Here is a 21,801-nt window from a genome sequence, read left to right as displayed (position 1 = left end):
GCTATTTGACTTCGTCCGCAGGCGGCGCATTGCGCACATAGGTCTCGATTGCCGAGGCAAAAGCGGGTGAACCCGCCTTGCGCTGCTTGTCGACATAGCCGGCAAAATAGCTCCAGAACGAGACGGCATAGTCGCGGAAGTACGCATCGGTCACCTTGCGCGAACACAGGTCGCCGTCGACGCAGAAGGATAGGCGGTTGAGGAAATAGACGATGCGGTCGAAATTCTCGCTGAAATCGGCGAGCGGCATGTCGCCGCCGGCTGCGGTCATGGCTTCGATGCCGATCCGCTGCCGGAACACCTGCTCCTCGGTAGGCGAGGGGTTGGCGCTGAGCAAATTGTCATATTTGGCATTGAGGGCCGTTAGACGATCTTTCAGCGCGCGCTGCGCCTGCTGGTAGTCCTTGTTTTCCCAAAGTTCGACCAGCGACATTGTCTGCTCGACGCGCTTCTGCTCCTGGTTGGCCAGAAACTGATAGACCGAGAACATCAAGGTGAAGATGATGGCGAGACGCACCGCCATGCCCGACCAGGCATAGGCCAGCATGCGCCAGTCGCGGTCGGTGAAGGGATTGCTCTCCTTCTTGATCTCATGGCTGCTCGGCCACGGGAAACCTTCCGTGGTTTCCGGCAGTGGCGATTTCGGGGCAAGCGCCTTTGCGGGCGCTGCTGTTTGCCTGGTGTTGCCCGCCGGTTTCTTCATCCGCAGCTGTCCAGTTCGATGGTGGCGGAGGGATCCAGCACGATGCCTGGCGCCTCCAGCTTCTTTTTCAGGCATTCCAGCTGCAGGCGCGAAATCATGAACTGTACGTCGGGCTCCACCGCTCCCTTGTTCGGTGACGGCAAGGCTTCGACGACGCCGCGCGAGGCGCAGTTGCTGAGATCGACGACAATGGCGCCGCTGGCGTTTTTAGCGATCTGGTCATATTGATCGAGAAAACACGTCGCCAGCTCCGAATTGATGACGATCTGCTTGACGCACAGGCCGCAGGCCTCGTCCGCAGAGGCATTGGCGATCAGCAACAGGCCGCCGGCAAAGCCGGCCACTGTTCCACGCCAGGAAAACACAGAATTCTTCACAATCGGTCCTGTCCGTTTCATCCGGCCGTCATGCACCAAGGCTGCGGCCGGGAATGTTCTCGTATCGCGTCGATGGCGCAAGGGTTGGCCGTGGCTCCGCCATCGGCTTAGCCGCGCGGCACCGTCTCCATCGGGAAGATCATCACCGAGCCTTTCGGCCCACCCTTGTCGGCAAGCCGCATCACCGAGCGGGTTGCAGGTGCCATGCCGAGATCGGTCAGCATGTCGGAGAAGCTGGCGGAGCCCATTCCGCGTGTCGCAGAGGCGACGCCGTCCTGTGCCAGGAAACTCAGGTCCTGCTTCTCGCTCTCCGGCGGCGCCTCGGTCAGAACCGCAATCATCCGTTCCATGCCGAAGCTGGTGTCGGTGAAGGCCAGCAGTCCCTCCTCAAGCGTGGCTTGGGGGGCGAGGCGCTCGGCAACGATGTGGGTGATCGAATAATCGCTGCCGACATAGAGCACGTTGATGTCGACCAGAAGGTCCGAGCTGTTCTTGGCCAGCACATGCACTTCGTCGCCCGGTGAGACGCGCGGCACCACCGAAGCTTGCAAGGGTTCGAGGCCGTCCTCGTCGCGGCGTTTGACCTGGAACTGGACGTCGACGTCCTCGGGCTTGTAGTCGGAGGCCGCCGCCAGCCGCGAAAGCCCGGTGGCGCGGAAGATGGTGCGCAGGTTCCTGGTCGCCGCGTCGACCAGCTTCTGGCGGTCGTCCATGTGGATGATGATCAGCGGCGGCTTGCGGCCCTCCGTCAGGGTCACATCGCCCGACGCCGGCAGAAACCACAGCGCCGGCTTGTCGGTCGCATCCTCGGCGGCGCCGGGAAGAGCATTCTCGCGCAGCACCGCAAGGCGGAGCTCGGCGCCTTTGCCGGGCTCGACCAGCTCGATGTTGAAACCCGTCTCCTTGGCTGTGGCCAGTTCGTCGAGAACCGAATTGACAAGCGCGGTCTCCGTCTCAAGTCCCTTGGCCACGGCAGGCCGCGCGACGACGAGCTTGTAGTCGACGGCGATCTCTGCCACCCGCGCATAGGCGTTGGCCGGAATGTCGGCGACCTTGAGCGCCGGCTTCTTGTCGAACTCGACCGGCTTGACGCGGCTTTCCAGGTTCTTTGCCGACAGCACTTCCAAAAATCCGATCGCGTCGGAAAGCGGGGACAGCGCCGAAGGCAGGATGGCGAGCTTGCTGCCGGGGGTGAGTCGGTGCAGCAGCCCGGCGCCGATCGTCGCCTCGCCGTCCTTGATGACGACAGGCCACTGCATGACCGCGTCGGTCCTGTCGGTGCCGAACACACGGGCATCCAGTTCGCCTTCGAACAGCGGCGTTGGCCGGGTGCGGCTGTCGGCCGAATATTGCTGCAGCACGGCCTGGCCGAGTTGGCGGTAGGTGACGTTGGGATTCTCGGCCAGTTTCGACAGGATGGTGAAGGTGAACAGGCCAAAGCGCGGGGCGTCCGTTGCGCCTTTGGGCAGCGGCATTTCCGGGGTCGTCTCCACCGTCTGCGCGGCGTAGAAGGCGACCAGCTTGCCCTTGGCGATTGGTTCGCCGCCGGTCGGGGTCAGGTTGAAGGCAGGCTTGCGCGTGCCTTTGTCGTCGATGCCACGCGAGCCAGCGGCCGATGTCACCTCGTCGTAGGCCTTGATCGCAGCCGCCCGTTCGGCCTCACTGCCGCCGACCAGGTCGGCAAACTCGACCTTGCGTTCCAACTCGTCATCGACCTCGACTGCCCGTGTCGCGGTGCCGGAGTGGCAGCAGTCGAACACGACCCAGACGAAGGCGCCCTTGTTTCGAATGGCGTCGAGTGCGGCGCCGATCTCGTTGTCGACCAGCGCATTCGGCACGCCGGCATCGCGGTTGATCCATTTGTCGATGTCGACCGGCAGGAAGATCTCGTCGAGCCCGTCGGTCTCGTCGCCCTTGACCATCTGCGGCTGCTGGGCGCCGTGACCGGACAGGTGCAGATAGACGAAATCGTCGCGCTGAACCTTGGCGGCAAGGTCGGCCAGAGCGGCCTTGATCGCCGCATGGGTCGGCAGGCCACTGGCGCCGGGGACATCCTTGGCGAGCAGCGTGATATTCTCGGGCGCGAACCGCACTGGGTCGGGCACGTTCTTCAGAAGATATTCGCGGACGAGCCCGGCATCGTTCTTCGGACCGACCAGCCAGTTCCTCTGCGGCAGAGCAGGATATTCGGTGCAGGCGACCAGCAGCGCATGGTATGTGCGCGATGCGGCCATGGTCCGGAACGACACCATGCCGGCCATCGTCAGCGCGGACGTGCCGACCAGCAGCGTCCGCCGCGTCAATTTGATCATGATTGCTTCCCCAAGCCCGATCGAATTCCCAAGTGACGCTATCCTTGCCGAGGATTTTGTCAGTATTTTGAATGTTGCATCGGAGAGCAACCCGCCTGTTATCCTGCTCCGATCGACAAGGCGCGGTTCTCGGCAGCCTTCCGGCGCAGAGATGCTGGAAACAGTAGCAAAAATGCCTGTTCGTCGCTATCTGGGTGGGACAGGGGTCGTTTGCGCGCGGAAATGATGCGCGAGCGACGCAAGACGCGAGTTGGATCAAGGACCATGGCGGCAAGGGATGTGCTGACGAAGAACCAGCTGTGCGTGCTTGAGAAGCTTGAGGCTGCCAGTGGCCCGCTCAGTGCCTACACCTTGCTCGACCAGTTGCGCGAGCGCGGTTTCCGCGCGCCGCTGCAGGTCTATCGGGCGCTCGACACGCTGGTGAAGTCCGGCTTCGTGCATCGGCTCGAAAGCATCAACTCCTTCGTCGCTTGCGTCGAGCCGCATGACCACAGCCACTCGATGACCGCCTTCGCAATCTGCGACACATGCGGGCAAGTGACCGAAATGTCCGACCACGATGTCGGTCACCAACTGGACGAATGGGTGCGCTCGACAGGCTTCGCCGCCAAGAAGGCGGTGATCGAATTCCGCGGGACGTGTGCCAAGTGTCTGGCGGAAGCAGCTTGAAGGCTGATCAGCCGTGAAGCAATTTTCAATGCTGGAGCGACAGCACCACCTCTATCCTGCCGGACTGTCCAGCAGGATAGAGGGGGCGTGAAGGATCGCGGCGCGTCCTGCTTTCGGAGTAGCTAATGCGCCTCGTCCCAGTTGTTGGCGGCGCGCGCATCGACGTGCAGCGGCACCGACATCGAAACCGCCGGCATCGCCGCATTCTCCATGACGTGACGCACCACGGGGATCGTTGCCTCGACTTCCGACTCGACGGTTTCGAAGATCAGTTCGTCATGCACCTGCAACAGCATGCGTGCCGACAGGCCTGCTTTTTCCAACGCATCTTCCATGCGGATCATGGCACGGCGAATGATGTCGGCGGCGGTTCCTTGCAGGCGGGCGTTGATCGAGGCGCGCTCGTTGAAGGCGCGGAGGGAGGGATTGGACGATCTTATGTCCGGGTAATGGATGCGGCGCCCGAAGATCGTTTCGACAAAGCCGTGCTCGCGGGCATAGGCCTTGGTCTCTTCGATATAGTCGCGAATGCCCGGGAAGCGCTCGAAATATTTCTTGATGTAGTTGCCGGCTTCCTCGCGCGGGATCGACAGCTGGTTGGCGAGGCCGAAGGCCGAAATGCCGTAGATGATGCCGAAATTGATCGCCTTGGCGCGGCGGCGGACTTCCGAAGGCATGCCTTCGACTGGCACGTTGAACATTTCCGACGCGGTGATGGCGTGGATATCGGCGCCGTCGGCGAAGGCCTGCCGCAGTTGCGGGATTTCGGCGACATGGGCGAGGACCCGCAGCTCGATCTGGCTGTAGTCGGCCGAGACCAGCCGATGGCTCTTGTCGGTGATGAAGGCGGTCCTGATCTTTCGGCCTTCGGCGGTGCGCACCGGGATGTTCTGCAGGTTCGGATCGGAGGATGACAGGCGTCCCGTCGTCGTCGCAGCCAGCGCGTAGGAGGTGTGGACGCGTTTGGTGTCGGGGTGGATGAAGCCTGGCAGCGCATCGGTATATGTCGATTTCAGCTTGGTCAGCTGGCGCCAGTCGACGATCTTGCGTGGCAGTTCATGGCCTTCGGCAGCGAGGTCTTCGAGAAGCTGCGCCGAGGTCGACCACTGGCCGGTCTTGGTCTTGGAGCCGCCGGCCAGGCCCATGCGGCCGAACAGGATGTCGCCGAGCTGTTTTGGTGAACCGATGTTGATGCGCTCGCCGATGAGCTGATAGATTTCCTCTTCGAGGCGAGCGGCGCCCTGCGCCAGTTCGCCCGACAGTCGCGACAGGATCTGACGGTCGACCGAGATGCCGCGCTGCTCCATGCGTGCCAGCACCGGCACCAATGGCCGTTCCAGCCGCTCGTAGACCGATACAAGCCCCTTGGCGGCAAGCCGCGGCTTAAGCACCAGCCAGAGCCGCAGTGTCACATCGGCGTCTTCTGCGGCGTGAGCGGTCGCCTTGCCGATGTCGACCTGATCGAAACCGACGGAGCCCTTGCCCGAACCGGTCACGTCCTTGAGCTGGAGCGGGGTGTGACCAAGCCATTTCTCGGCCAGCGAGTCCATGCCGTGACCATGCGGGGTGCCGGCGTCGAGCACGTAGGAGATCAGCATGGTGTCATCGAAAGGCGCGACATCGATGCCATAACGGCTCATGACGACGAGGCCGTATTTCAGGTTCTGCGCGATCTTGAGAACCGACTTGTCCTCGAGCAGCGGTTTCAGCACGGCCAGTGCCTCGCGTACGGAGATCTGGTTTTCGATCATCCCGCCGCCGAGCAGGTCACCGTTGCCGCTCTTGTGGGCAAAGGGAATGTATGCTGCGCGGCCGGGCGCCGTGGCGATGGACATGCCGATCAACTCGGCCTGCATCGGATCGGCCGACGTCGCCCTGACGTCGAAAGCGACACGGCCGGTCTCCATTGCCTCCGCGATCCAGGCTTTCAGGGCCGGGACATCGCGGATGCAGTGATACGTTGACGTATCGATCTTGCGGGTGGCCGCGCTCTCCAGCCGCAATGCGGCGAGCAGAGAAGGGGTGTCGCCTTGTTTTGACGTTTCTGTCGTTGCCGCTCCACTGGCCTGGCCAGGCTCGGCGCCGGACTCGGCTCGGGCAACAGCTGGCACTCCGGCCCCGACATCCGGGCCATGGGCATGATCGGCGCGCTCAACTGTCACCGCGACGGCCTGGACATCACCTGCCTCGGTGCCGGTCGCTTCCGCCACGCGGCGGGTGAGCGAGGTGAATTCCATAGTCTTGAGGAAGCCGATCAGTTTTGGGCCGTCCGGCGGGTGCAGCACGAATTCGTCCAGCCCCGCGGCCACCGGTACGTCGTTCATCAACGTCACCAACTGACGCGAAACACGTGCCTTGTCGGCGTTGGCGATGATCGATTCGCGCCTCTTGTCCTGCTTGATCTCGCCCGCGCGGGCAAGCAGCGTGTCGAGGTCGCCGAACTGCTCCAGCAGCTGTGCTGCCGTCTTCGGCCCGATGCCGGGTACACCAGGCACATTGTCGACCGAATCTCCGGTCAACGCCTGCAGGTCGACCATTTTCTCCGGCGGTACGCCCCATTTCTCGATGACCTCGGGAATGCCGATCTGGCGGTCCTTCATCGGGTCGTACATACCGACCGTGTCGCCGACCAGCTGCATCAGGTCTTTGTCGGAGGAGATGATGGTGGTGTCGCCTCCGGCCTCGCAGGCGAGCCTGGCATAGGTGGCGATCAGATCGTCGGCCTCATAGCCTTCGGTTTCTATGCAAGGCAGGTTGAACGCTCTAGTTGCCTGGCGGATCAGGCCGAATTGCGGGATCAGGTCTTCCGGTGGCGCCGAACGGTTGGCCTTATATTCGGGGTAGAGGTCATTGCGAAAGGTTTTCGACGAATAGTCAAAAATGACGGCGAAATGCGTCGGCACAATGCCTACATCGGTGTTACGGGCGTCGAGGACCAGCTTCCACAGCATGTTGCAGAAGCCGGAAACGGCGCCGACCGGCAGGCCGTCGGATTTGCGGGTCAGCGGCGGTAGCGCGTGATAGGCACGAAAGATGTAGCCGGAGCCGTCGACAAGGAAGAGATGATCGCCTTTTTTCATGTCGGCAGGGATAGCGCGGCGCGGCGGCTTGGTCCATGCCAAAGGCGGCTTCAGATACCGGTTCCGGCAACACCCTGACAGACCCGCTCCGGCCCAATCACGGCCATGTTACAAAACTGTAATCTTCGTGCCCTTGAATCGCCATGTTCAAAGACACAGATACAGAGCATCGGCAATTTTCGCCGAGTCCGGAGCAAGGCCCGTCCCCCGCCTATCCCGGACAACTGCGGCAGCCTATCCCCCCTCTCCGGGCTGCCGCAACGTTTCGAGTAGAAGGCCGCCGTGGCTCCCCCTCCACCACGGCGGTCTTTTTTTACCTCGGACAGACATTTGCAGCCCGTGGTCCAATGATCGCGGGCTTTTCGTTTTCCTGTCCTGCCTTTACGGTTCCGGTTCTGAATCGAAAGGCTTCACACATGTCTGCAGTTTCCCCCGTCCTCGACCGTCTCGACATGAATCTCGACCAGAGTCTCGAACGCCTGTTCGGCCTGCTCAGGATCAAGTCGATCTCCACTGATCCGGCCTATGCCGCCGACTGCCGCAAGGCGGCGGAATGGCTGGTGGCGGAGCTCAAGCTGATCGGCTTCGACGCCAGCGTGCGCGACACGCCCGGACACCCGATGGTGGTTGCGCACCACGACGGTCCGGCTGATACACCGCATGTGCTGTTCTATGGCCACTATGACGTGCAGCCGGTCGACCCGATCGAACTGTGGGAAAGCGATCCGTTCGCGCCGGCGATCAAGGAGGTCGGAGCGGATCACAAGGTGATCACCGGACGCGGCTCGGCCGACGACAAGGGCCAATTGATGACCTTTGTCGAGGCTTGCCGCGCCTGGAAGCAGGTGCACGGCAATCTGCCCTGCCGCATCACCATCCTGTTCGAGGGCGAGGAGGAATCCGGCTCGCCGTCGCTGAAGCCGTTCCTCGAAGCCAATGCCGACGAGCTCAAGGCCGATTTCGCGCTGGTCTGCGATACCGGCATGTGGGACCGCGACACGCCGTCGATCTGCGTCGGATTGCGCGGGCTGGTCGGCGAGGAGATCACGGTGAAGGCCGCCGACCGCGACCTGCATTCCGGCCTCTATGGCGGCGCTGCCGCTAATCCTATCCGCATCCTGGCCAGGATACTGGCAGATATCCACGACAAGGACGGCCATATCACCATTCCCGGTTTCTATGACGGCGTCGAGGAAACGCCGTCGCAGATCCTGAAATCATGGGAGACGCTTGGCGAGACGGCCGAGACGTTCCTCGGGCCTGTCGGCCTGTCGATCCCGTCGGGCGAAAAGGGTCGCTCGGTGCTGGAATTGACCTGGGCGCGTCCGACGGCCGAGTTCAACGGCATTATCGGCGGCTACACTGGCAAGGGCTTCAAGACGGTGATCGCGGCAGAAGCCTCGGCGAAGGTATCGTTTCGCCTTGTCCATAAACAAGACCCGAAGAAAATCCGCGCCGCGTTCCAGAAGTTTGTCCAGGAGCGCATCCCCGCCGACTGTTCGGTCGAATTCCACCCGCATGGCGGCTCGCCGGCAATCCAGCTTTCCTATGACTCGCCGTTCCTGGCCAAGGCCAAGAATGCGCTGTCCGACGAATGGCCGAAGCCAGCAGTGACGACGGGCAGCGGTGGCTCGATCCCGGTGGTCGGCGATTTTCAAACCTATCTCGGCATGGAATCGCTGCTGGTCGGGTTCGGCCTCGACGACGACCGCATCCATTCGCCCAACGAGAAATACGAGCTCAGCTCCTTCCATAAGGGCCAGCGCTCGTGGGCGCGGATTCTCGACGCGCTGGCGCGCTGAGTGGCGAGAAAATCACGCTGAAGGGATGAAAATCAACTTTCTGTTGATTTTTCAGCGGATTGCGGCGAGGACGAGCCAACATCATAGCTCTCGGCGTCCTATGCCGTTAAAGGACGCCTGAGACTATAGGTTCGACCGGAGAAGACAATGGCCGACATCCGTTTCCACAAGAACGACCTGTCCGATCTTTCGCACTACAATGTCGGAGCGGTGGCTATCGATACCGAGACGCTCGGGCTCAACCCGCATCGCGATCGGTTGTGCGTGGTGCAAATTTCGCCCGGCGACGGCTCGGCCGACGTCATCCAGATCGCGCCCGGCCAGAAGAAGGCGCCGAACCTCGTCAGCCTGCTGAGGAGCCGCGGCATAACCAAGCTCTTCCACTACGGCCGTTTCGACATCGCGGTGCTCTACAACGCGTTCGGCGTGATGCCCGAGCCGGTTTTCTGCACCAAGATCGCCTCGCGGCTGACCCGCACCTACACCGACAGGCACGGGCTGAAGGATATCTGTTTCGAACTTCTCGGCGTTGGCCTGTCAAAGGCGCAGCAATCATCGGACTGGGCGGCCGAAACGCTGTCGCCCGAACAGCTCGAATATGCGGCATCCGATGTGCTGTATCTGCACCGCTTGCGCGATGTGCTGGCCGGGCGGCTGGCGCGGGATGGGCGGACAAAGGAGGCCGATGCCTGCTTTCGCTTCCTGCCGACGCGCGCCAAACTCGATCTGATGGGCTGGGACGAAGAGGATATCTTCGCCCATAGCTGACGGTAGTCGCGAACATCTGCCGATGGCCGGGTTTGGAACCGGAAGCAAGGCTGCCGCGTTTGTCGGCTCATCGTCGCCGGTTCAAAGGGGATGAGATTGACGGACAGAAAGCCGATAGCGACCGCGCCGACCGACGGCTCCAAGATCTCAATCACGTGGAAGGACAGCGACGGCGTCATCAACGAATCCATCGCGCAATACCGCGATGACGGCTGGTGGGTCTACACAGACAGTCATACGCAAAAGAAGGTCGAGCCGACCAGCTGGCGGCCTGCCGCGAGCGAAGACGACGATTAGAGCAGTTCACCGTTTCATGGAAACCGGCGAGCTGCTTGAACTCTTTGTTTGATGCAATCCCCTAGGGAAAGCGCCGCGCGCTTTCCCGGGAAAACCGCCTGGCGTCTTTTATCGTGAGCAGACCAAACCGAAAGGGGTCGAGCTCAAGATCGACAACAAAGGTATTTCGATCCAGCAGAATTGACGGCATTAGGCCGGCGCCGACCTTCGCCTGCTGCCGCACGCAGCCGGCGCTGATGCGCGATTCAAGACGATCCGCGAGCAATTGAATCCATATTGCCTCGATTTTTCACGACTTAACCCGCCCTTAAATCGCCGCATCTACTCTTCAACCCGAATGCCATAGGCATCGGGGATATCAAGCACAGCTCATGGCGAACCGCAGAGACAGCCGCATCGAACCCAGTTTCGAGGGGCCGCCACAGGCGCGATCCTCGGCGGGTCTTTCGGTGAATGAGGAGGATCGCGTCGTGCCGAGCAATCGCAAAGCCTCCGCAAAGCGCAAGCCGGCCAAAGGAAAATCGTCGCGGGCAAAGCGCGGCGGAAGCCGGCGCGGCCTGTTCGGGGTGCTCGGCCGGCTGTTCTACTGGTGCTTCGTGCTTGCCATCTGGGGCGGCATCGCGGTGGCCGGCACCGTCGTCTACTACGGCGCCAAGATGCCGGCGGCGACGACATGGTCGATCCCCGACCGCGCGCCTAATATCAAGATCGTCTCGGCGGATGGCCAACTGCTCGCCAATCGCGGCATGAGCGGGGGCGAAGCCGTCGGCCTGCACGAAATGTCGCCCTATATCCCCGAGGCCGTCATCGCCATCGAGGACCGCCGCTTCTATTCGCATTTCGGCATCGACCCGATTGGCCTGTCGCGTGCGATGGTGACCAACCTCATTGGCGGGCATTTCTCGCAGGGCGGCTCGACCCTGACCCAACAATTGGCGAAGAACCTGTTCCTGACTCCCGATCGCACGCTGGAACGCAAGGTGCAGGAGGTGCTGCTGGCGCTTTGGCTGGAGCACAAGCATACCAAGGACCAGATCCTCGAAATGTACCTCAACCGGGTTTATTTCGGTTCCGGCGCCTATGGCGTCGAAGCGGCCTCGCGGCGTTATTTCGGCAAGAGCGCGCGCGATGTCACCTTGTCTGAAGCCGCATTGCTTGCCGGCCTGCTGAAGGCGCCGTCGCGGCTGTCGCCGGCACGCGATCCGAAGGCTGCCGAGGAACGCTCGCAACTGGTGCTTGCCGCCATGCGCGACGAGGGCAAGATCAGCGCCAAGGAGCTGACCTCGGCGATGAGCGCGCCGGCAACGCGCGCGCCGTCCTACTGGACCGGGTCGGAGAATTACGTCGCCGACACCATCATGGAAGAACTTCCCGACCTGATCGGCGACGTGCGCGGCGATATCGTCATCGACAGCACCGTCGACCTGAACCTGCAGAAGCTCGCCGAACAATCTATCCGCAGGCTGATCGACGAAGGCGGCAAGAAGCTCAACGTAAGCCAGGGTGCCCTGGTGTCGATCGACGATTCCGGCGCGGTGCGCGCCATGGTCGGCGGCTACGACTATTCGACCAGCCAGTTCGATCGCGCATCCGAGGCGCGCCGCCAGCCGGGATCGGCGTTCAAGCCGTTCGTCTATATGGCCGCCCTTGAAGCCGGCCGAACACCCGACAGCGTGCGCAACGACGCACCGATCAGGATCGGCAACTGGACGCCCGACAATTACCACGGCAAATATTTCGGCAAGGTGACGCTGGCAACCGCATTGGCTAAATCGCTGAATTCGGTCGCCGCCCAACTGACCATGGAGGTCGGGCCGGGCGCAGTTGTCGAGGCAGCGCACCGCATGGGCATCCAGTCCGACCTGCAGTCCAACACCTCGATCGCGCTGGGCACGTCGGAGGTGACCCCTCTGGAACTGACATCGGCCTATGTCCCCTTTGCCAATGGCGGCTACAAGCCGGACATCCATTTCATCCGCCGCGTGACGACCACCGAGGGCAAGGTGCTCTACGACAGCGGTGGCGGCAGCGCGCCGCGCGTGGTCAAGCCCGAGATCGTCGGCATGATGAACTCGATGATGACGGGTACGGTCGAGATCGGTACCGCCCGGAAAGCGGCTTTCGCCTGGCCATCGGCCGGCAAGACCGGCACCAGCCAGAATTCGCGCGATGCCTGGTTCGTCGGCTACACTGCCAACCTCACCACGGGTGTGTGGTTCGGCAATGATGATGGCAGCCCGATGAAGAAAGTCACCGGCGGCGCGCTGCCGGCGCAGGCCTGGCACGAATTCATGGTAGCAGCCCACGAGGGCGTGCCGGTGCGGCCGTTGCCTGGCACCTGGAAATCGACGCCGGCCGACACCATCGTGCCCGATGAGATACCGTCGGCGAACAACACGCCGCCGGCGCCGGTTCCTTCCACGTCGGTCGGCCAGCAGGCGCCGCAGATGCGGCCAGCCGCGCCGGTCGCCCAGCAGCCAGCGCCGGTCCGCGCGGCCCGTCCCGCCCAGACCGTCGATGCCGATGGCTTGTCCATGCCGGAAGACGACGGCGCCACCGCATCGATCAAGCACCCGGTGCCACCGGGCGACGTTGGCGGTCCGCGCAAGAAGCGGCAGACCTCGATCCTCGATCTCCTTGGCGGCTGAGCGGCAACTCGCCGCTCGCCTCCGCGACGCGGTTCGGCTACACCTCCCAAAATGACTGAACTCGACTCCAGAAAGACCATCGTGCTGACCGGCGCCAGCCGCGGCATCGGCCACGCCACAGTTAAGCGTTTTTCGCGCGAAGGCTGGCGCGTCATCACCTGCTCGCGCCAGGCCTTCGCCGAGGACTGCCCGTGGCCGGCCGGGCCTGAGGACCACATCAAGGTCGACCTTGCCGATCAGGAGGATGTCGGCATCGCCGTCTCGGAAATCCGCCACCGGCTGGAAGAGCATGGCGGCCAGTTGCACGCGCTGGTCAACAATGCGGGCATCTCGCCGAAGCTCAAGGACGGCAACAGCCGGATGGACTCGATCGACACGCCGATGCATGTCTGGCGCGACGTGTTCCAGGTCAATTTCTTCGCGCCGATCATGCTGGCTCGCGGCCTGTTCAAGGAATTAGCGGCGGCCAAGGGCTCGATCGTCAATGTCACCTCGATCGCCGGAACCCGCGTGCATCCCTTCGCCGGCACCGCCTATGCGACATCGAAGGCAGCACTGGGCTCGCTAACGCGCGAGATGGCACATGATTTCGGCCCGCACGGCATCCGTGTCAACGCCATCGCGCCGGGCGAGATCGACACCGCGATCCTGTCGCCGGGCACGGAAAGGATCGTCGAGACCATTCCGCTCAGACGTCTTGGCACCACTGCGGAAGTCGCCGACATCATCTTCTTCCTGTGCTCGCAGCAAGCGTCCTACGTCACGGGCTCGGAAATCCACATCAATGGCGGCCAGCACGTGTGACAAAACAGGGTGCTCATCCTGTTATGGTGAGAACGGCCTTGCCGCTGAAGCTGCGCTGTCGCAGTGCGTCCAGGGCGTGAGCAATGTCTGTCCACGGGATGGTAAGGGCCACGCGCGTTTCGAGCCGGCCAACCACGACCAGAGCGAGCAGCGAGGCGATGTCCGCGCCAATGCCTGGACCTGACGTGTAGTACGCAAAGGTTTGAAGGCTCGCGCCCTCATGATCCGGAACGAACTGGCGGAATCCAACGGGCGTCAGTTCGCCGCTGCTCGAACCGAACATGACGATGGTTCCGCCAGGCGCGACACGTTCGATCGCGTGTGCGAGGCTTTGGCCACCGACCGATTCGGTGATCAGCGAAAACGGTCCCTCAACCAACTCGATCGACTCGACAACCTGCATAGCTCCCAGGCCGCGGAGATCGTCGGTATGCCGGGCGGCGGCGATCGCGGTCACCGAGGCGCCTTGCTCGCGGGCGATCTGGATCTGGAAACGACCGACCGCACCGCTTGCGCCGGTGATCAGGACCCGCTGACCGGCCAGGTCGCCGCCATGGCGCAAAGTCCTCAGCGCCGTCGTGCCCGCGACCGGAAGCGTGGCGGCGGAGACGAAGCTGACGTCATCCGGCAGGACCGCGAGGCGGTCGGTTGGCACGGCGACCCGTTCGGCCCATCCGGCCTCGTCGACCAGAGCCGCAACCCGGGCGCCTACGGCTGGCCCGGAGCCATCGGCTGCTGCCCGTTCGACAATCCCGACGATGTCCTGACCCGGGATCCAGCCGTTCGAACGGATGGCAAGCAGGCGCAGTTCGCCACGGTTCAACGAGGTCGCATGGACCGAGATGAGCGCCTCGTTCGGGGTCGGTTGAGGCTCGGCAAGCTCCGCGATCCTCAGTCCGGTCGCGCTGTCGGAAGAGATGACGAGGGCGAGCATAGTTCATACCTCAGTGCTGCGTGATGGACGCACCGCTCATTCGCAAGTGGACCCTATCGATCTTTGCCTTTGAATAATTTAGATATGAAGGCAATTGATCGCTAAAAGCCGTCAACCATGAAGCAGCCTCTCAGCTACCCTTGGCTCGATTTCGATGTGGATGACCCTTCCGCGCCGGCGATTGCCGTGCGCGTCGACGTCCCCAAGACCAGAGCGGAAGTGCCCGCCCATCGGCACCGCAAAGGGCAACTCGTCTTCGCGCTCGGAGGCGGCGTCACATGTCGCGTCCCCAGCGGCCTGTGGATGGTGCCGCCTCATTGCGGGGTGTGGATTCCAAGCGGCATGGAGCACAGCAATGTCGCGACCGCCAATGCCCGGATTTTTTTCGTCTACATAGAGCCGGGAGCCGCCGATCTGCCGGAACGCTGCTGCACGCTTTCGATCTCGCCGCTGCTGCGCGAACTGATCATCGAGCTGTCCGATGGTGCGCAGGCCGATCGGGCGAGGGATGAGCTTTTGATCAGGACTCTGCTTACCGAGCTGCCGCGCATGCCTGTCCAGCAGTTGCATCTGCCGATCTCATCCGAGCCGCGCTTGAAGCGGATCGCCGAAGCGTTGGCGCAAGATCCTGCCGATCGCAGCACACTGGCAGAATGGGCCAATCGCGTTGCGCTCAGCGAGAGCAGTCTCGCCCGTCTCGTGGTGAAGGAGACGGGGCTGAGCTTCGGGCGCTGGCGCCAGCAACTGCACTTGATCGTCGCAATACGGGAACTGGCTTCGGGTGCCAGCGTGCAGCAGGTTTCGGGCGATCTCGGCTACGGGTCGGTCACGGCCTTCATCACCATGTTCAAGAAGGCGCTTGGGAAGCCGCCGGCAAAATATCTAAGCATTGTCTTGCAGCATGGCGGCGCGGCTTAGGCAGTGGACGGTTCAGCCGCCTCCGGCTTGTGGCCAAGCACCTCTTCGACAATGCCCCGCGCGATCTCGCGCTCGCCCATGATCACCGTATCGGCGCCGAGCCCCTTGAGATGCTCGATCTCGGCGTCGGAATGGGCGCGGGCAATGACGTTGATGCCGGGATTGGCAGCGCGTGCCCTGAGCACGATCTGTCCGGCCTCGAAGGCATTGGGGATGGCTAGGATCAGCCGATTCGCCCCTTCGGGATTGGCGGCGGCGAACACTTCGACGTTGGCCGCATTGCCGGAGACGGTTTCTATGCCGTCGGCTTTCAGTCTGGCCAGTGTCTTGTCGGCATCCTCGACGACGAGGAAGGGCAGGGCGGCCTGTTTCAGCGCCGCACCGACGAGGCTGCCGACGCGGCCATAACCGATCAGGATGGCATGGTTGGTGAGACCTGTCCTGGCCGGCGGCCCGTTTCCTCCTTTCGTCGTGGCTGCAACCGAGGCCAATTGGCCCGGTTCCGTCGCCGGACCGACCGGCTTTGCCTCGGCCGGCGGTGCCGTCCTGGCGGCGCGCCGCCCCAGCCATGGCTTCATCCAGTCGATGGCCAGGAACATCAGCGGATTGAGGACGATCGACAGGATGGCGCCGGCGAGGATGAGGTCGCGGCCTTGTTCGGGCAATAATTTCAGCCCGACGCCGAGTTCTGCCAGGATGAAGGAGAATTCGCCGATCTGGGCAAGGCTTGCCGAGATCATCAGGGCGGTGGCCAAGGGATAGCCGAAGGCAACGACGATGATGAACGCCGCTAAAGATTTGCCGATGACGATGATGGCCAGCGTCGCCAGGATTGGCCAGCCATTGCTGGTCAGGCTGAACGGGTCGAACAGCATGCCAACCGAGACGAAGAACAGCACCGAAAAGGCATCGCGCAGCGGCAGCGATTCTTCCGCCGCGCGGTGGCTGAGCTCGGATTCGCTCATGATCATGCCGGCGAAGAAGGCTCCCAAAGCCAGCGAGACCCCGAACAGCTTGGCCGCGCCGAAGGCGACACCGAGCGCTATTGCGAGTACGGCCAGCCGGAACAATTCGCGCGATCCGGTGTGGGCGACGTAGTGCAGGATCCAGGGGATGACCCGACGGCCGACCACCAGCATGACGACGACGAAAGCAGCAACCTTGGCCAGCGTGATGCCGACGACGCCCCAGATGCCGTAGCTGTCCGGTAGCGAAAGCAAGCCGCTTGCATGGGCGTCCGCCTGCTCCTGGCCGCCGAGCACGCCGGCGAGCGCCGGCAGCAGCACCAGCGCCAGCACCATGGCCAAATCCTCGACGATCAGCCAGCCGACGGCGATGCGGCCGCGCTCCGTCTCGATCAGACGGCGTTCCTGCAAGGCGCGTAGCAGCACCACGGTCGAGGCGACCGAGAGCGCCAGGCCGAAAACCAGCCCTGCGCCCATCGACCAGCCGAGCATCCAGGCAAGGCCGGCGCCGAGCGCTGTTGCAAAGCCGATCTGGACGATCGCGCCGGGCACGGCGATGGCGCGCACCGACAACAGATCCTTCAGCGAGAAGTGCAGCCCGACGCCGAACATTAGCAAGATGACGCCGATTTCGGCCAGTTCGTTGGCAAGGCTGGCATCGGCGACGAAACCGGGCGTGTTCGGCCCGACCAGCACGCCGGCTACGAGATAACCGACCAGCGGCGGAATGCGGAAGCGGTTGGCGAGAGCGCCGAAGACGAAAGCCAGCCCCAGACCGGCGACGATGGTGGCGATAAGGGGCGTGTCATGCGGCATTGTCTATGGAGCGCCTTTCAAAAACCAGCGATATCGGATGGACACCGCCCGAAGCCGCCGCCTGTTCGCAATATGGCGGATCGGGTGTTGGCGAGGCAACCCGCAAATCCATGACATCGACGCTGCGGCCGCAAAGGCTTGACCGGCGGCTGAGGAAGCGCCGGCCCCAATTTGAATTTCCTCGATGGTATTCCGCCTCGGTCCGGCGCAATTGCTCACAGCGATCAGGCTGCCTGCAGCAAGGCCTCGATTTCGAATAGGGCGTGGTTGGTCAGTGTCTTGGGAATTTCGGCGGTCACTTTGTCCGCGACCTCCTTGTGCAGCTTCTTGCGCATTGTCCCAAGCACCATCGGTGGTGCGACAAGCACGATCTCCTTGAACTGGCCGCTGTGCGCGAGCTTGTAGAGCCGGTCAGCAATGTCGTCGGCGAAACGCTCCTTGCCGATGCGGTGCCAGTCCGTTTCCTCGACCGCGCTGCGGTGTACGGAGGGACCATCATTGTATCGGCCCGGGCTATCACTGCCTTGCTCGCGGGTGGGCGGGTTGTTCTGTTCGATTTCCTGCACGACTTCGAGGTTCGGATATTTGCTGTCGCCGGCATTCCTCAGGAAAAGCGCTTTTTCGCCATCGGCCACCAAAACCCAGATGCCATGCTTCAGGTTGATCGTGCTCATGACAAGGCTCCTCTTTGGGTCGCCCCGGCATCTTGCGATGTGCCGCGGCCGGGTTTCGCGATCTGACGCGATGGGCCTTTGGGAACGCGTCTCTCAGGGGTAATGTTCCCGCCAGCATCCCTATAAACTTGGACATCCGGGCATCCAGCGCCGGCGGCTTTAATCTACTAAACTGGTAGAATTTAGAAAAACCTGATTTGCGGCACTGCTCGCCGGGTGCTAATACGGCTGGAAATCAAGGCCTGCGACAGGTGCTTGAATCCGCATCACCTGCCGATGAGGAATATTTTTCTCTTGGCCGAGATGCATTCAGAAAAGCGATTGCATCCCGACAGGCGATGCGCCAGTGCGTTCCTTCTGATTGCTCGCGCTCGCGCGTAAAACTGCAAGCCTGTTCAGGATTCCGCTCGCGCCCATGCCGCACATTGCTCCCAAACTCAATGCCTTCCCCGTCTTCATGCGGGTCGAGGGCCAAGCCGTGGCCATCGTCGGCGGCGGCGAGGAGGCATTGGCCAAGGCACGGCTGATCGGACAGTCGAGTGCGGTTTTGCGCGTCATCGCGGAACATGCCGAGCCCGATCTCTTGACCTTCATCGCTCAGACCGGCACCCACCATTTTGCCGCCGCTTACGACGCGTCACAGCTCGAAGGTGCGGTCATGGTATTTGCCGCCAGCGGCAATGAGGAACTCGATCGCCGCGTGGCCACGGACGCGCGCCGGCTCGGCATTCCGGTCAACGCCGTCGACCGGCCTGAGCTTTGTGATTTCTTTACCCCAGCGCTGGTCAACCGCGCGCCGGTCGCCATCGCCATCGGCACGGAAGGTGCGGGCCCGGTGCTTGCCCAAATGCTGCGTAGCCGCATCGACCGCATGCTGTCGCCGGCGCTCGGGCCGCTGGCAACACTCGCGGCGTCGTTTCGCGGAGCTGCCGAAAAGCTGCTGCCGAGAGGCAACGCCCGCCGCCGCTTCTGGAATGATTTCTTTGCTGGTGCTCCTGCCCGTGCGGCTGAGGCGGGCGAGCTTTCGCAGGCGCATGACGCTGCTGTCCATCTTCTGCTGTCGGATGCGCCGGCCTGCGGCCACATCGCCCTGGTCGGCGCCGGTCCGGGCGCCGAGGATCTTCTGACTTTGCGTGCCCATCGCCTGCTGATGGAAGCCGATGTCATCGTCCATGACGCGCTGGTGCCGGAGGCGGTCGTTGCTATGGGCCGCCGCGATGCCGAGCGTCTGCCGGTCGGAAAACGCAAGGGCTGCCACACCAAGAGCCAGGCGCAGATCAATGCACTGCTGGTCGAACTCGGCCGTGAAGGCAAGCGCGTCGTGCGGCTGAAGTCGGGCGATCCGCTCGTGTTCGGCCGGGCCGGCGAGGAGATGGCAGCGCTTCGCGATGCCGGCATCGCCTATGAGGTGGTTCCGGGCGTCACCGCGGCATTCGCCGCCGCCGCCGATTTCGAATTGCCGCTGACGTTGCGCGGTGTTTCCTCGTCAATGGTGTTCACCACCGGCCACGACCTCAAGGGCAATTCGCTACCCGACTGGGCCAAGCTCGCCATTTCGGGCGCCACCGTCGCCGTCTATATGGGCCGCTCGGTGGCGGCCGAAGTTGCCGGCCGGCTGATCGAGGCCGGTCTGTCGCCGGATACGGCGGTAGCAGTGGTCGAGAATGCAAGCCTTACCAACCGGCGCCGGTTCCACGGCACGCTTGCCGACCTGCCGTCGCTGGAAGCGCGCGCCGATCTTTCCGGCCCGGTCATGACCATCATCGGCGACGCGGTCGCCGGCGCCAACTTTGACCGGTCCGAGGCGCTCGCGGCACACAGACATGAAGGTGCGTCCAGTTCGGTCGCCGAAGGAGTTCAGTCATGAAGATTCTGACCGCCAACCGCCTGAGCGACGGCATTGCCGTCTGGTACGCCGATGGCGGCTGGGCCGAGACGGTGGACCATGCCGACATTGCCCATGACAAGCTGGCCGAGGATCGCCTCGAGGTGATCGGCGCCAAGGCCTATGCCGCCAACGAAGTGGTCGATGTCAATCTGATCGATGTCGATGTCGTCAACGGCGTCGTCGAGCCGGTGCGGCTGCGCGAAAAGATTCGCGCCGCGGGCCCGACCATCCGCAACGATCTCGGCAAGCAGGCTGCCAGGCAGGCGACGTGGGCAGCTTAACAAGACACCAGGCATGGGCGGACGCGCCCTGAAAGACGAAGCATGTACCGTTACGATGAGTTCGACCACGATTTTGTCCAGGCCCGCGTCGCCGAGTTCAGCGACCAGGTTCAGCGCCGCCTTGCCGGCGAGATCACCGAGGACCAGTTCCGGCCGCTCAGGCTGATGAACGGCGTCTATCTTCAGCTGCACGCCTATATGCTGCGCATCGCGGTGCCCTATGGCACGCTGAACGGCAAGCAGTTGCGTATGCTCGGCCACATCGCTCGCAAATACGACAAGGGCTACGGCCATTTCACCACGCGCCAGAACATCCAGTTCAACTGGCCGGCGCTGTCGGACATTCCGGCCATCCTGGCCGATCTTGCAAGCGTCGAGATGCATGCCATCCAGACCAGCGGCAATTGCATCCGCAATGTCACCGCCGATCATTTCGCCGGCGCCGCCGCCGACGAGGTCGCCGATCCGCGCCCCTATGCGGAAATCCTGCGCCAGTGGTCGTCGGTGCATCCGGAATTTTCGTTCCTGCCGCGCAAATTCAAGATCGCGGTGACGGGGGCCGAGCGCGACCGCGCTGCCATCCAGACGCACGATATCGGCCTGCACCTGAAGAAGAACGCCGCCGGCGAACTCGGCTTCGCCGTCTATATCGGCGGCGGTCAGGGCCGCACGCCGATGGTCGCCCGCAAGATCCGCGACTTCCTGCCGGAAGCCGACCTTCTGTCCTACTGCACGGCGATCCTGCGCGTTTACAACCTCTATGGCCGCCGCGACAACAAGTACAAGGCGCGCATCAAGATCCTCGTCCACGAGACCGGCGTCGAGGAAATCACCCGCCAGGTCGAGGCCGAGTGGCGGGAGTTGAGGGATGCCGACCTGAAGCTGCCGGAAGCCGATATCCGCGCCATCCAAGCATATTTCGCGCCGCCGGCGCTCACCGACCGGCCGGAAGGCGACCAGGCGGTCAAGCTGGCGCGACTGGATTCCAAGGGGTTCTCGGAGTGGCTCGACCAGAATGTCGTGACGCACCGCCATCCCGACTACGCCGCGGTGACGATCTCGCTCAAGGGAATCGGCGAGGTGCCCGGCGACGCTTCGGACAGCCAGATGGAAGCGGTCGCCGACATCGCCGAAAAATATGCTTTCGACGAACTGCGTGTCAGCCATGAGCAGAATCTGATCCTGCCGCATGTGGCACGCGCCGACCTCAAGGCGGTCTATGATACGCTGGTCGGCATTGGCCTGGCGACGGCCAATTCCAATCTGATATCGGACATCATCGCTTGCCCTGGCCTCGACTATTGCGCGCTGGCCACGGCGCGCTCGATCCCGATCGCACAGGAAATCTCGCGCCGCTTCGCTTCGTTGGAGCGGCAGCGCGAGATCGGCGAACTGAAACTGAAGATATCCGGCTGCATCAATGCCTGCGGTCATCACCATGTCGGCCACATCGGCATCCTCGGCGTCGAGAAGAAGGGGTCCGAGCTCTACCAGGTTACGCTGGGCGGCTCTGCCGATGAGAACACCTCGGTCGGCGAGATCATCGGCCGCGGCTTCTCGTCGGAAGAAATCACCGACGCCATCGAGCAGATCGTCGAGACGTATCTCGGCCTGCGGCTAGACCCACAAGAGAAATTCATCGACGCCTACCGCCGTGTCGGTCCCGTGCCGTTCAAGGAGGCGCTTTATGCTGGCGAAGCCAAGGCCGCTTGACCGCATAGTCGACGTCGACGATGGCGCCGCCGCCAACGCGGCGGGGCTCGCAGCGGGGTACGGGGACCGCGACCCCCGCGGGCTAAACGAACCCTCGGCCCGCGCCCATGTTGACCACGCCCGGGGGGTTATACACCACTCCGACCCCCCCC

At 63.1% G+C, this 21,801-nt stretch carries 18 protein-coding genes; 10 read left to right on the top strand and 8 right to left on the bottom strand.

The features are described 5' to 3' along the window. Position 1 precedes the first annotated feature (1 nt). The 3 genes from NKI20_RS26840 to NKI20_RS26830 all read right to left on the bottom strand — a co-directional run bounded on the left by NKI20_RS26840 (position 2) and on the right by NKI20_RS26830 (position 3,392). Entirely contained in the window at positions 2–703 is a 702-nt protein-coding gene (locus NKI20_RS26840; RefSeq protein ID WP_352836040.1) for a DUF4760 domain-containing protein, read from the bottom strand. Then, the gene (locus NKI20_RS26835; RefSeq protein ID WP_352836037.1) at positions 700–1,080 is read right to left on the bottom strand and encodes a hypothetical protein; all 381 of its coding nucleotides are present in this window, start codon (positions 1,078–1,080) and stop codon (positions 700–702) included. The genes NKI20_RS26840 and NKI20_RS26835 overlap by 4 nt, the downstream gene beginning before the upstream one ends. A 107-nt stretch (positions 1,081–1,187) precedes the next feature. Continuing rightward, positions 1,188–3,392, bottom strand: a complete 2,205-nt coding sequence (locus tag NKI20_RS26830; RefSeq protein WP_352836034.1) for a caspase family protein — start codon at positions 3,390–3,392, stop codon at positions 1,188–1,190. A gap of 264 nt (positions 3,393–3,656) precedes the next feature. Between NKI20_RS26830 and NKI20_RS26825 the strand changes: the two genes are divergently transcribed. Further along, positions 3,657–4,061, top strand: coding sequence for a Fur family transcriptional regulator (locus NKI20_RS26825; protein WP_023760778.1), 405 nt, complete (start codon positions 3,657–3,659; stop codon positions 4,059–4,061). A gap of 122 nt (positions 4,062–4,183) precedes the next feature. Here the strand turns inward: NKI20_RS26825 and polA are convergent, their stop codons facing one another. Continuing rightward, complete coding sequence (gene polA / locus NKI20_RS26820) at positions 4,184–7,141, bottom strand: DNA polymerase I (protein WP_352836077.1); 2,958 nt, start codon at positions 7,139–7,141, stop codon at positions 4,184–4,186. 416 nt (positions 7,142–7,557) lie between these two features. Between polA and NKI20_RS26815 the strand changes: the two genes are divergently transcribed. The 3 genes from NKI20_RS26815 to NKI20_RS26805 all read left to right on the top strand — a co-directional run bounded on the left by NKI20_RS26815 (position 7,558) and on the right by NKI20_RS26805 (position 10,008). Next, complete coding sequence (locus NKI20_RS26815; RefSeq protein ID WP_352836031.1) at positions 7,558–8,943, top strand: M20/M25/M40 family metallo-hydrolase; 1,386 nt, start codon at positions 7,558–7,560, stop codon at positions 8,941–8,943. 147 nt (positions 8,944–9,090) lie between these two features. Further along, the gene (locus NKI20_RS26810) at positions 9,091–9,711 is read left to right on the top strand and encodes a ribonuclease D (RefSeq protein WP_352599398.1); all 621 of its coding nucleotides are present in this window, start codon (positions 9,091–9,093) and stop codon (positions 9,709–9,711) included. Positions 9,712–9,807: 96 nt separating this feature from the next. Continuing rightward, complete coding sequence (locus tag NKI20_RS26805) at positions 9,808–10,008, top strand: hypothetical protein (RefSeq protein WP_023760775.1); 201 nt, start codon at positions 9,808–9,810, stop codon at positions 10,006–10,008. A gap of 61 nt (positions 10,009–10,069) precedes the next feature. On the opposite strand, the gene NKI20_RS26800 is transcribed toward NKI20_RS26805, so the two are convergent. Next, positions 10,070–10,273 (bottom strand): hypothetical protein, encoded by a 204-nt coding sequence (locus tag NKI20_RS26800; protein ID WP_352836027.1) that lies wholly within the window; start codon positions 10,271–10,273, stop codon positions 10,070–10,072. A 106-nt stretch (positions 10,274–10,379) separates the two neighbouring features. Here NKI20_RS26800 and NKI20_RS26795 point away from each other — a divergent pair, with 106 nt between their 5' ends. Both NKI20_RS26795 and NKI20_RS26790 read left to right on the top strand, forming a co-directional pair. Beyond that, positions 10,380–12,656 (top strand): transglycosylase domain-containing protein, encoded by a 2,277-nt coding sequence (locus NKI20_RS26795; RefSeq protein ID WP_352836024.1) that lies wholly within the window; start codon positions 10,380–10,382, stop codon positions 12,654–12,656. A gap of 51 nt (positions 12,657–12,707) precedes the next feature. After that, positions 12,708–13,460 carry an SDR family NAD(P)-dependent oxidoreductase gene (locus NKI20_RS26790; RefSeq protein WP_352725066.1) on the top strand — a complete coding sequence of 251 codons (753 nt, stop codon included), beginning with the start codon at positions 12,708–12,710 and terminating at the stop codon, positions 13,458–13,460. Between the two features lie 13 nt (positions 13,461–13,473). On the opposite strand, the gene NKI20_RS26785 is transcribed toward NKI20_RS26790, so the two are convergent. Continuing rightward, the gene (locus NKI20_RS26785) at positions 13,474–14,394 is read right to left on the bottom strand and encodes a zinc-binding dehydrogenase (RefSeq protein WP_352836020.1); all 921 of its coding nucleotides are present in this window, start codon (positions 14,392–14,394) and stop codon (positions 13,474–13,476) included. A 117-nt stretch (positions 14,395–14,511) separates the two neighbouring features. Between NKI20_RS26785 and NKI20_RS26780 the strand changes: the two genes are divergently transcribed. After that, positions 14,512–15,312 carry an AraC family transcriptional regulator gene (locus tag NKI20_RS26780; RefSeq protein ID WP_352836017.1) on the top strand — a complete coding sequence of 267 codons (801 nt, stop codon included), beginning with the start codon at positions 14,512–14,514 and terminating at the stop codon, positions 15,310–15,312. On the opposite strand, the gene NKI20_RS26775 is transcribed toward NKI20_RS26780, so the two are convergent. Together NKI20_RS26775 and NKI20_RS26770 are read right to left on the bottom strand one after the other, a co-directional pair. Further along, positions 15,309–17,093 (bottom strand): cation:proton antiporter domain-containing protein, encoded by a 1,785-nt coding sequence (locus NKI20_RS26775; protein WP_352836014.1) that lies wholly within the window; start codon positions 17,091–17,093, stop codon positions 15,309–15,311. The two genes, NKI20_RS26780 and NKI20_RS26775, sit on opposite strands and share 4 nt — an antisense overlap. A gap of 224 nt (positions 17,094–17,317) precedes the next feature. Continuing rightward, a complete protein-coding gene (locus tag NKI20_RS26770) occupies positions 17,318–17,767 on the bottom strand; it encodes a baeRF12 domain-containing protein (protein WP_023760768.1) in 450 nt (149 codons plus the stop codon). A gap of 415 nt (positions 17,768–18,182) precedes the next feature. Here NKI20_RS26770 and cysG point away from each other — a divergent pair, with 415 nt between their 5' ends. The 3 genes from cysG to NKI20_RS26755 are packed head-to-tail and all read left to right on the top strand — an operon-like array spanning position 18,183 to position 21,649. Beyond that, positions 18,183–19,634, top strand: coding sequence for a siroheme synthase CysG (cysG, locus tag NKI20_RS26765; RefSeq protein ID WP_352836011.1), 1,452 nt, complete (start codon positions 18,183–18,185; stop codon positions 19,632–19,634). Continuing rightward, positions 19,631–19,936: a DUF2849 domain-containing protein gene (locus NKI20_RS26760; RefSeq protein ID WP_352836008.1), complete on the top strand. Its 306-nt coding sequence runs from the start codon at positions 19,631–19,633 to the stop codon at positions 19,934–19,936. Before cysG ends, NKI20_RS26760 begins: the two co-directional genes overlap by 4 nt. 42 nt (positions 19,937–19,978) lie before the next feature. After that, positions 19,979–21,649, top strand: a complete 1,671-nt coding sequence (locus tag NKI20_RS26755) for a nitrite/sulfite reductase (protein ID WP_352836005.1) — start codon at positions 19,979–19,981, stop codon at positions 21,647–21,649. Positions 21,650–21,801 lie beyond the last annotated feature (152 nt).

It is taken from the genome of Mesorhizobium sp. M0830 (assembly GCF_040319965.1).
Lineage (GTDB): Bacteria > Pseudomonadota > Alphaproteobacteria > Rhizobiales > Rhizobiaceae > Mesorhizobium.
This window is presented reverse-complemented; position numbering and strand designations above follow the sequence as displayed.

Bases quoted from the DNA above. Each gene is read 5' to 3' on its own strand.
- NKI20_RS26770 (WP_023760768.1), bottom strand. From the start codon at position 17,767: ATGAGCACGATCAACCTGAAGCATGGCATCTGGGTTTTGGTGGCCGAT.
- NKI20_RS26810 (WP_352599398.1), top strand. From the start codon at position 9,091: ATGGCCGACATCCGTTTCCACAAGAACGACCTGTCCGATCTTTCGCAC.
- NKI20_RS26785 (WP_352836020.1), bottom strand. From the start codon at position 14,394: ATGCTCGCCCTCGTCATCTCTTCCGACAGCGCGACCGGACTGAGGATC.
- NKI20_RS26775 (WP_352836014.1), bottom strand. From the start codon at position 17,093: ATGCCGCATGACACGCCCCTTATCGCCACCATCGTCGCCGGTCTGGGG.
- polA (WP_352836077.1), bottom strand. From the start codon at position 7,141: ATGAAAAAAGGCGATCATCTCTTCCTTGTCGACGGCTCCGGCTACATC.
- cysG (WP_352836011.1), top strand. From the start codon at position 18,183: ATGCCGCACATTGCTCCCAAACTCAATGCCTTCCCCGTCTTCATGCGG.
- NKI20_RS26815 (WP_352836031.1), top strand. From the start codon at position 7,558: ATGTCTGCAGTTTCCCCCGTCCTCGACCGTCTCGACATGAATCTCGAC.
- NKI20_RS26795 (WP_352836024.1), top strand. From the start codon at position 10,380: ATGGCGAACCGCAGAGACAGCCGCATCGAACCCAGTTTCGAGGGGCCG.
- NKI20_RS26825 (WP_023760778.1), top strand. From the start codon at position 3,657: ATGGCGGCAAGGGATGTGCTGACGAAGAACCAGCTGTGCGTGCTTGAG.
- NKI20_RS26780 (WP_352836017.1), top strand. From the start codon at position 14,512: ATGAAGCAGCCTCTCAGCTACCCTTGGCTCGATTTCGATGTGGATGAC.
- NKI20_RS26760 (WP_352836008.1), top strand. From the start codon at position 19,631: ATGAAGATTCTGACCGCCAACCGCCTGAGCGACGGCATTGCCGTCTGG.
- NKI20_RS26790 (WP_352725066.1), top strand. From the start codon at position 12,708: ATGACTGAACTCGACTCCAGAAAGACCATCGTGCTGACCGGCGCCAGC.
- NKI20_RS26755 (WP_352836005.1), top strand. From the start codon at position 19,979: ATGTACCGTTACGATGAGTTCGACCACGATTTTGTCCAGGCCCGCGTC.
- NKI20_RS26840 (WP_352836040.1), bottom strand. From the start codon at position 703: ATGAAGAAACCGGCGGGCAACACCAGGCAAACAGCAGCGCCCGCAAAG.
- NKI20_RS26830 (WP_352836034.1), bottom strand. From the start codon at position 3,392: ATGATCAAATTGACGCGGCGGACGCTGCTGGTCGGCACGTCCGCGCTG.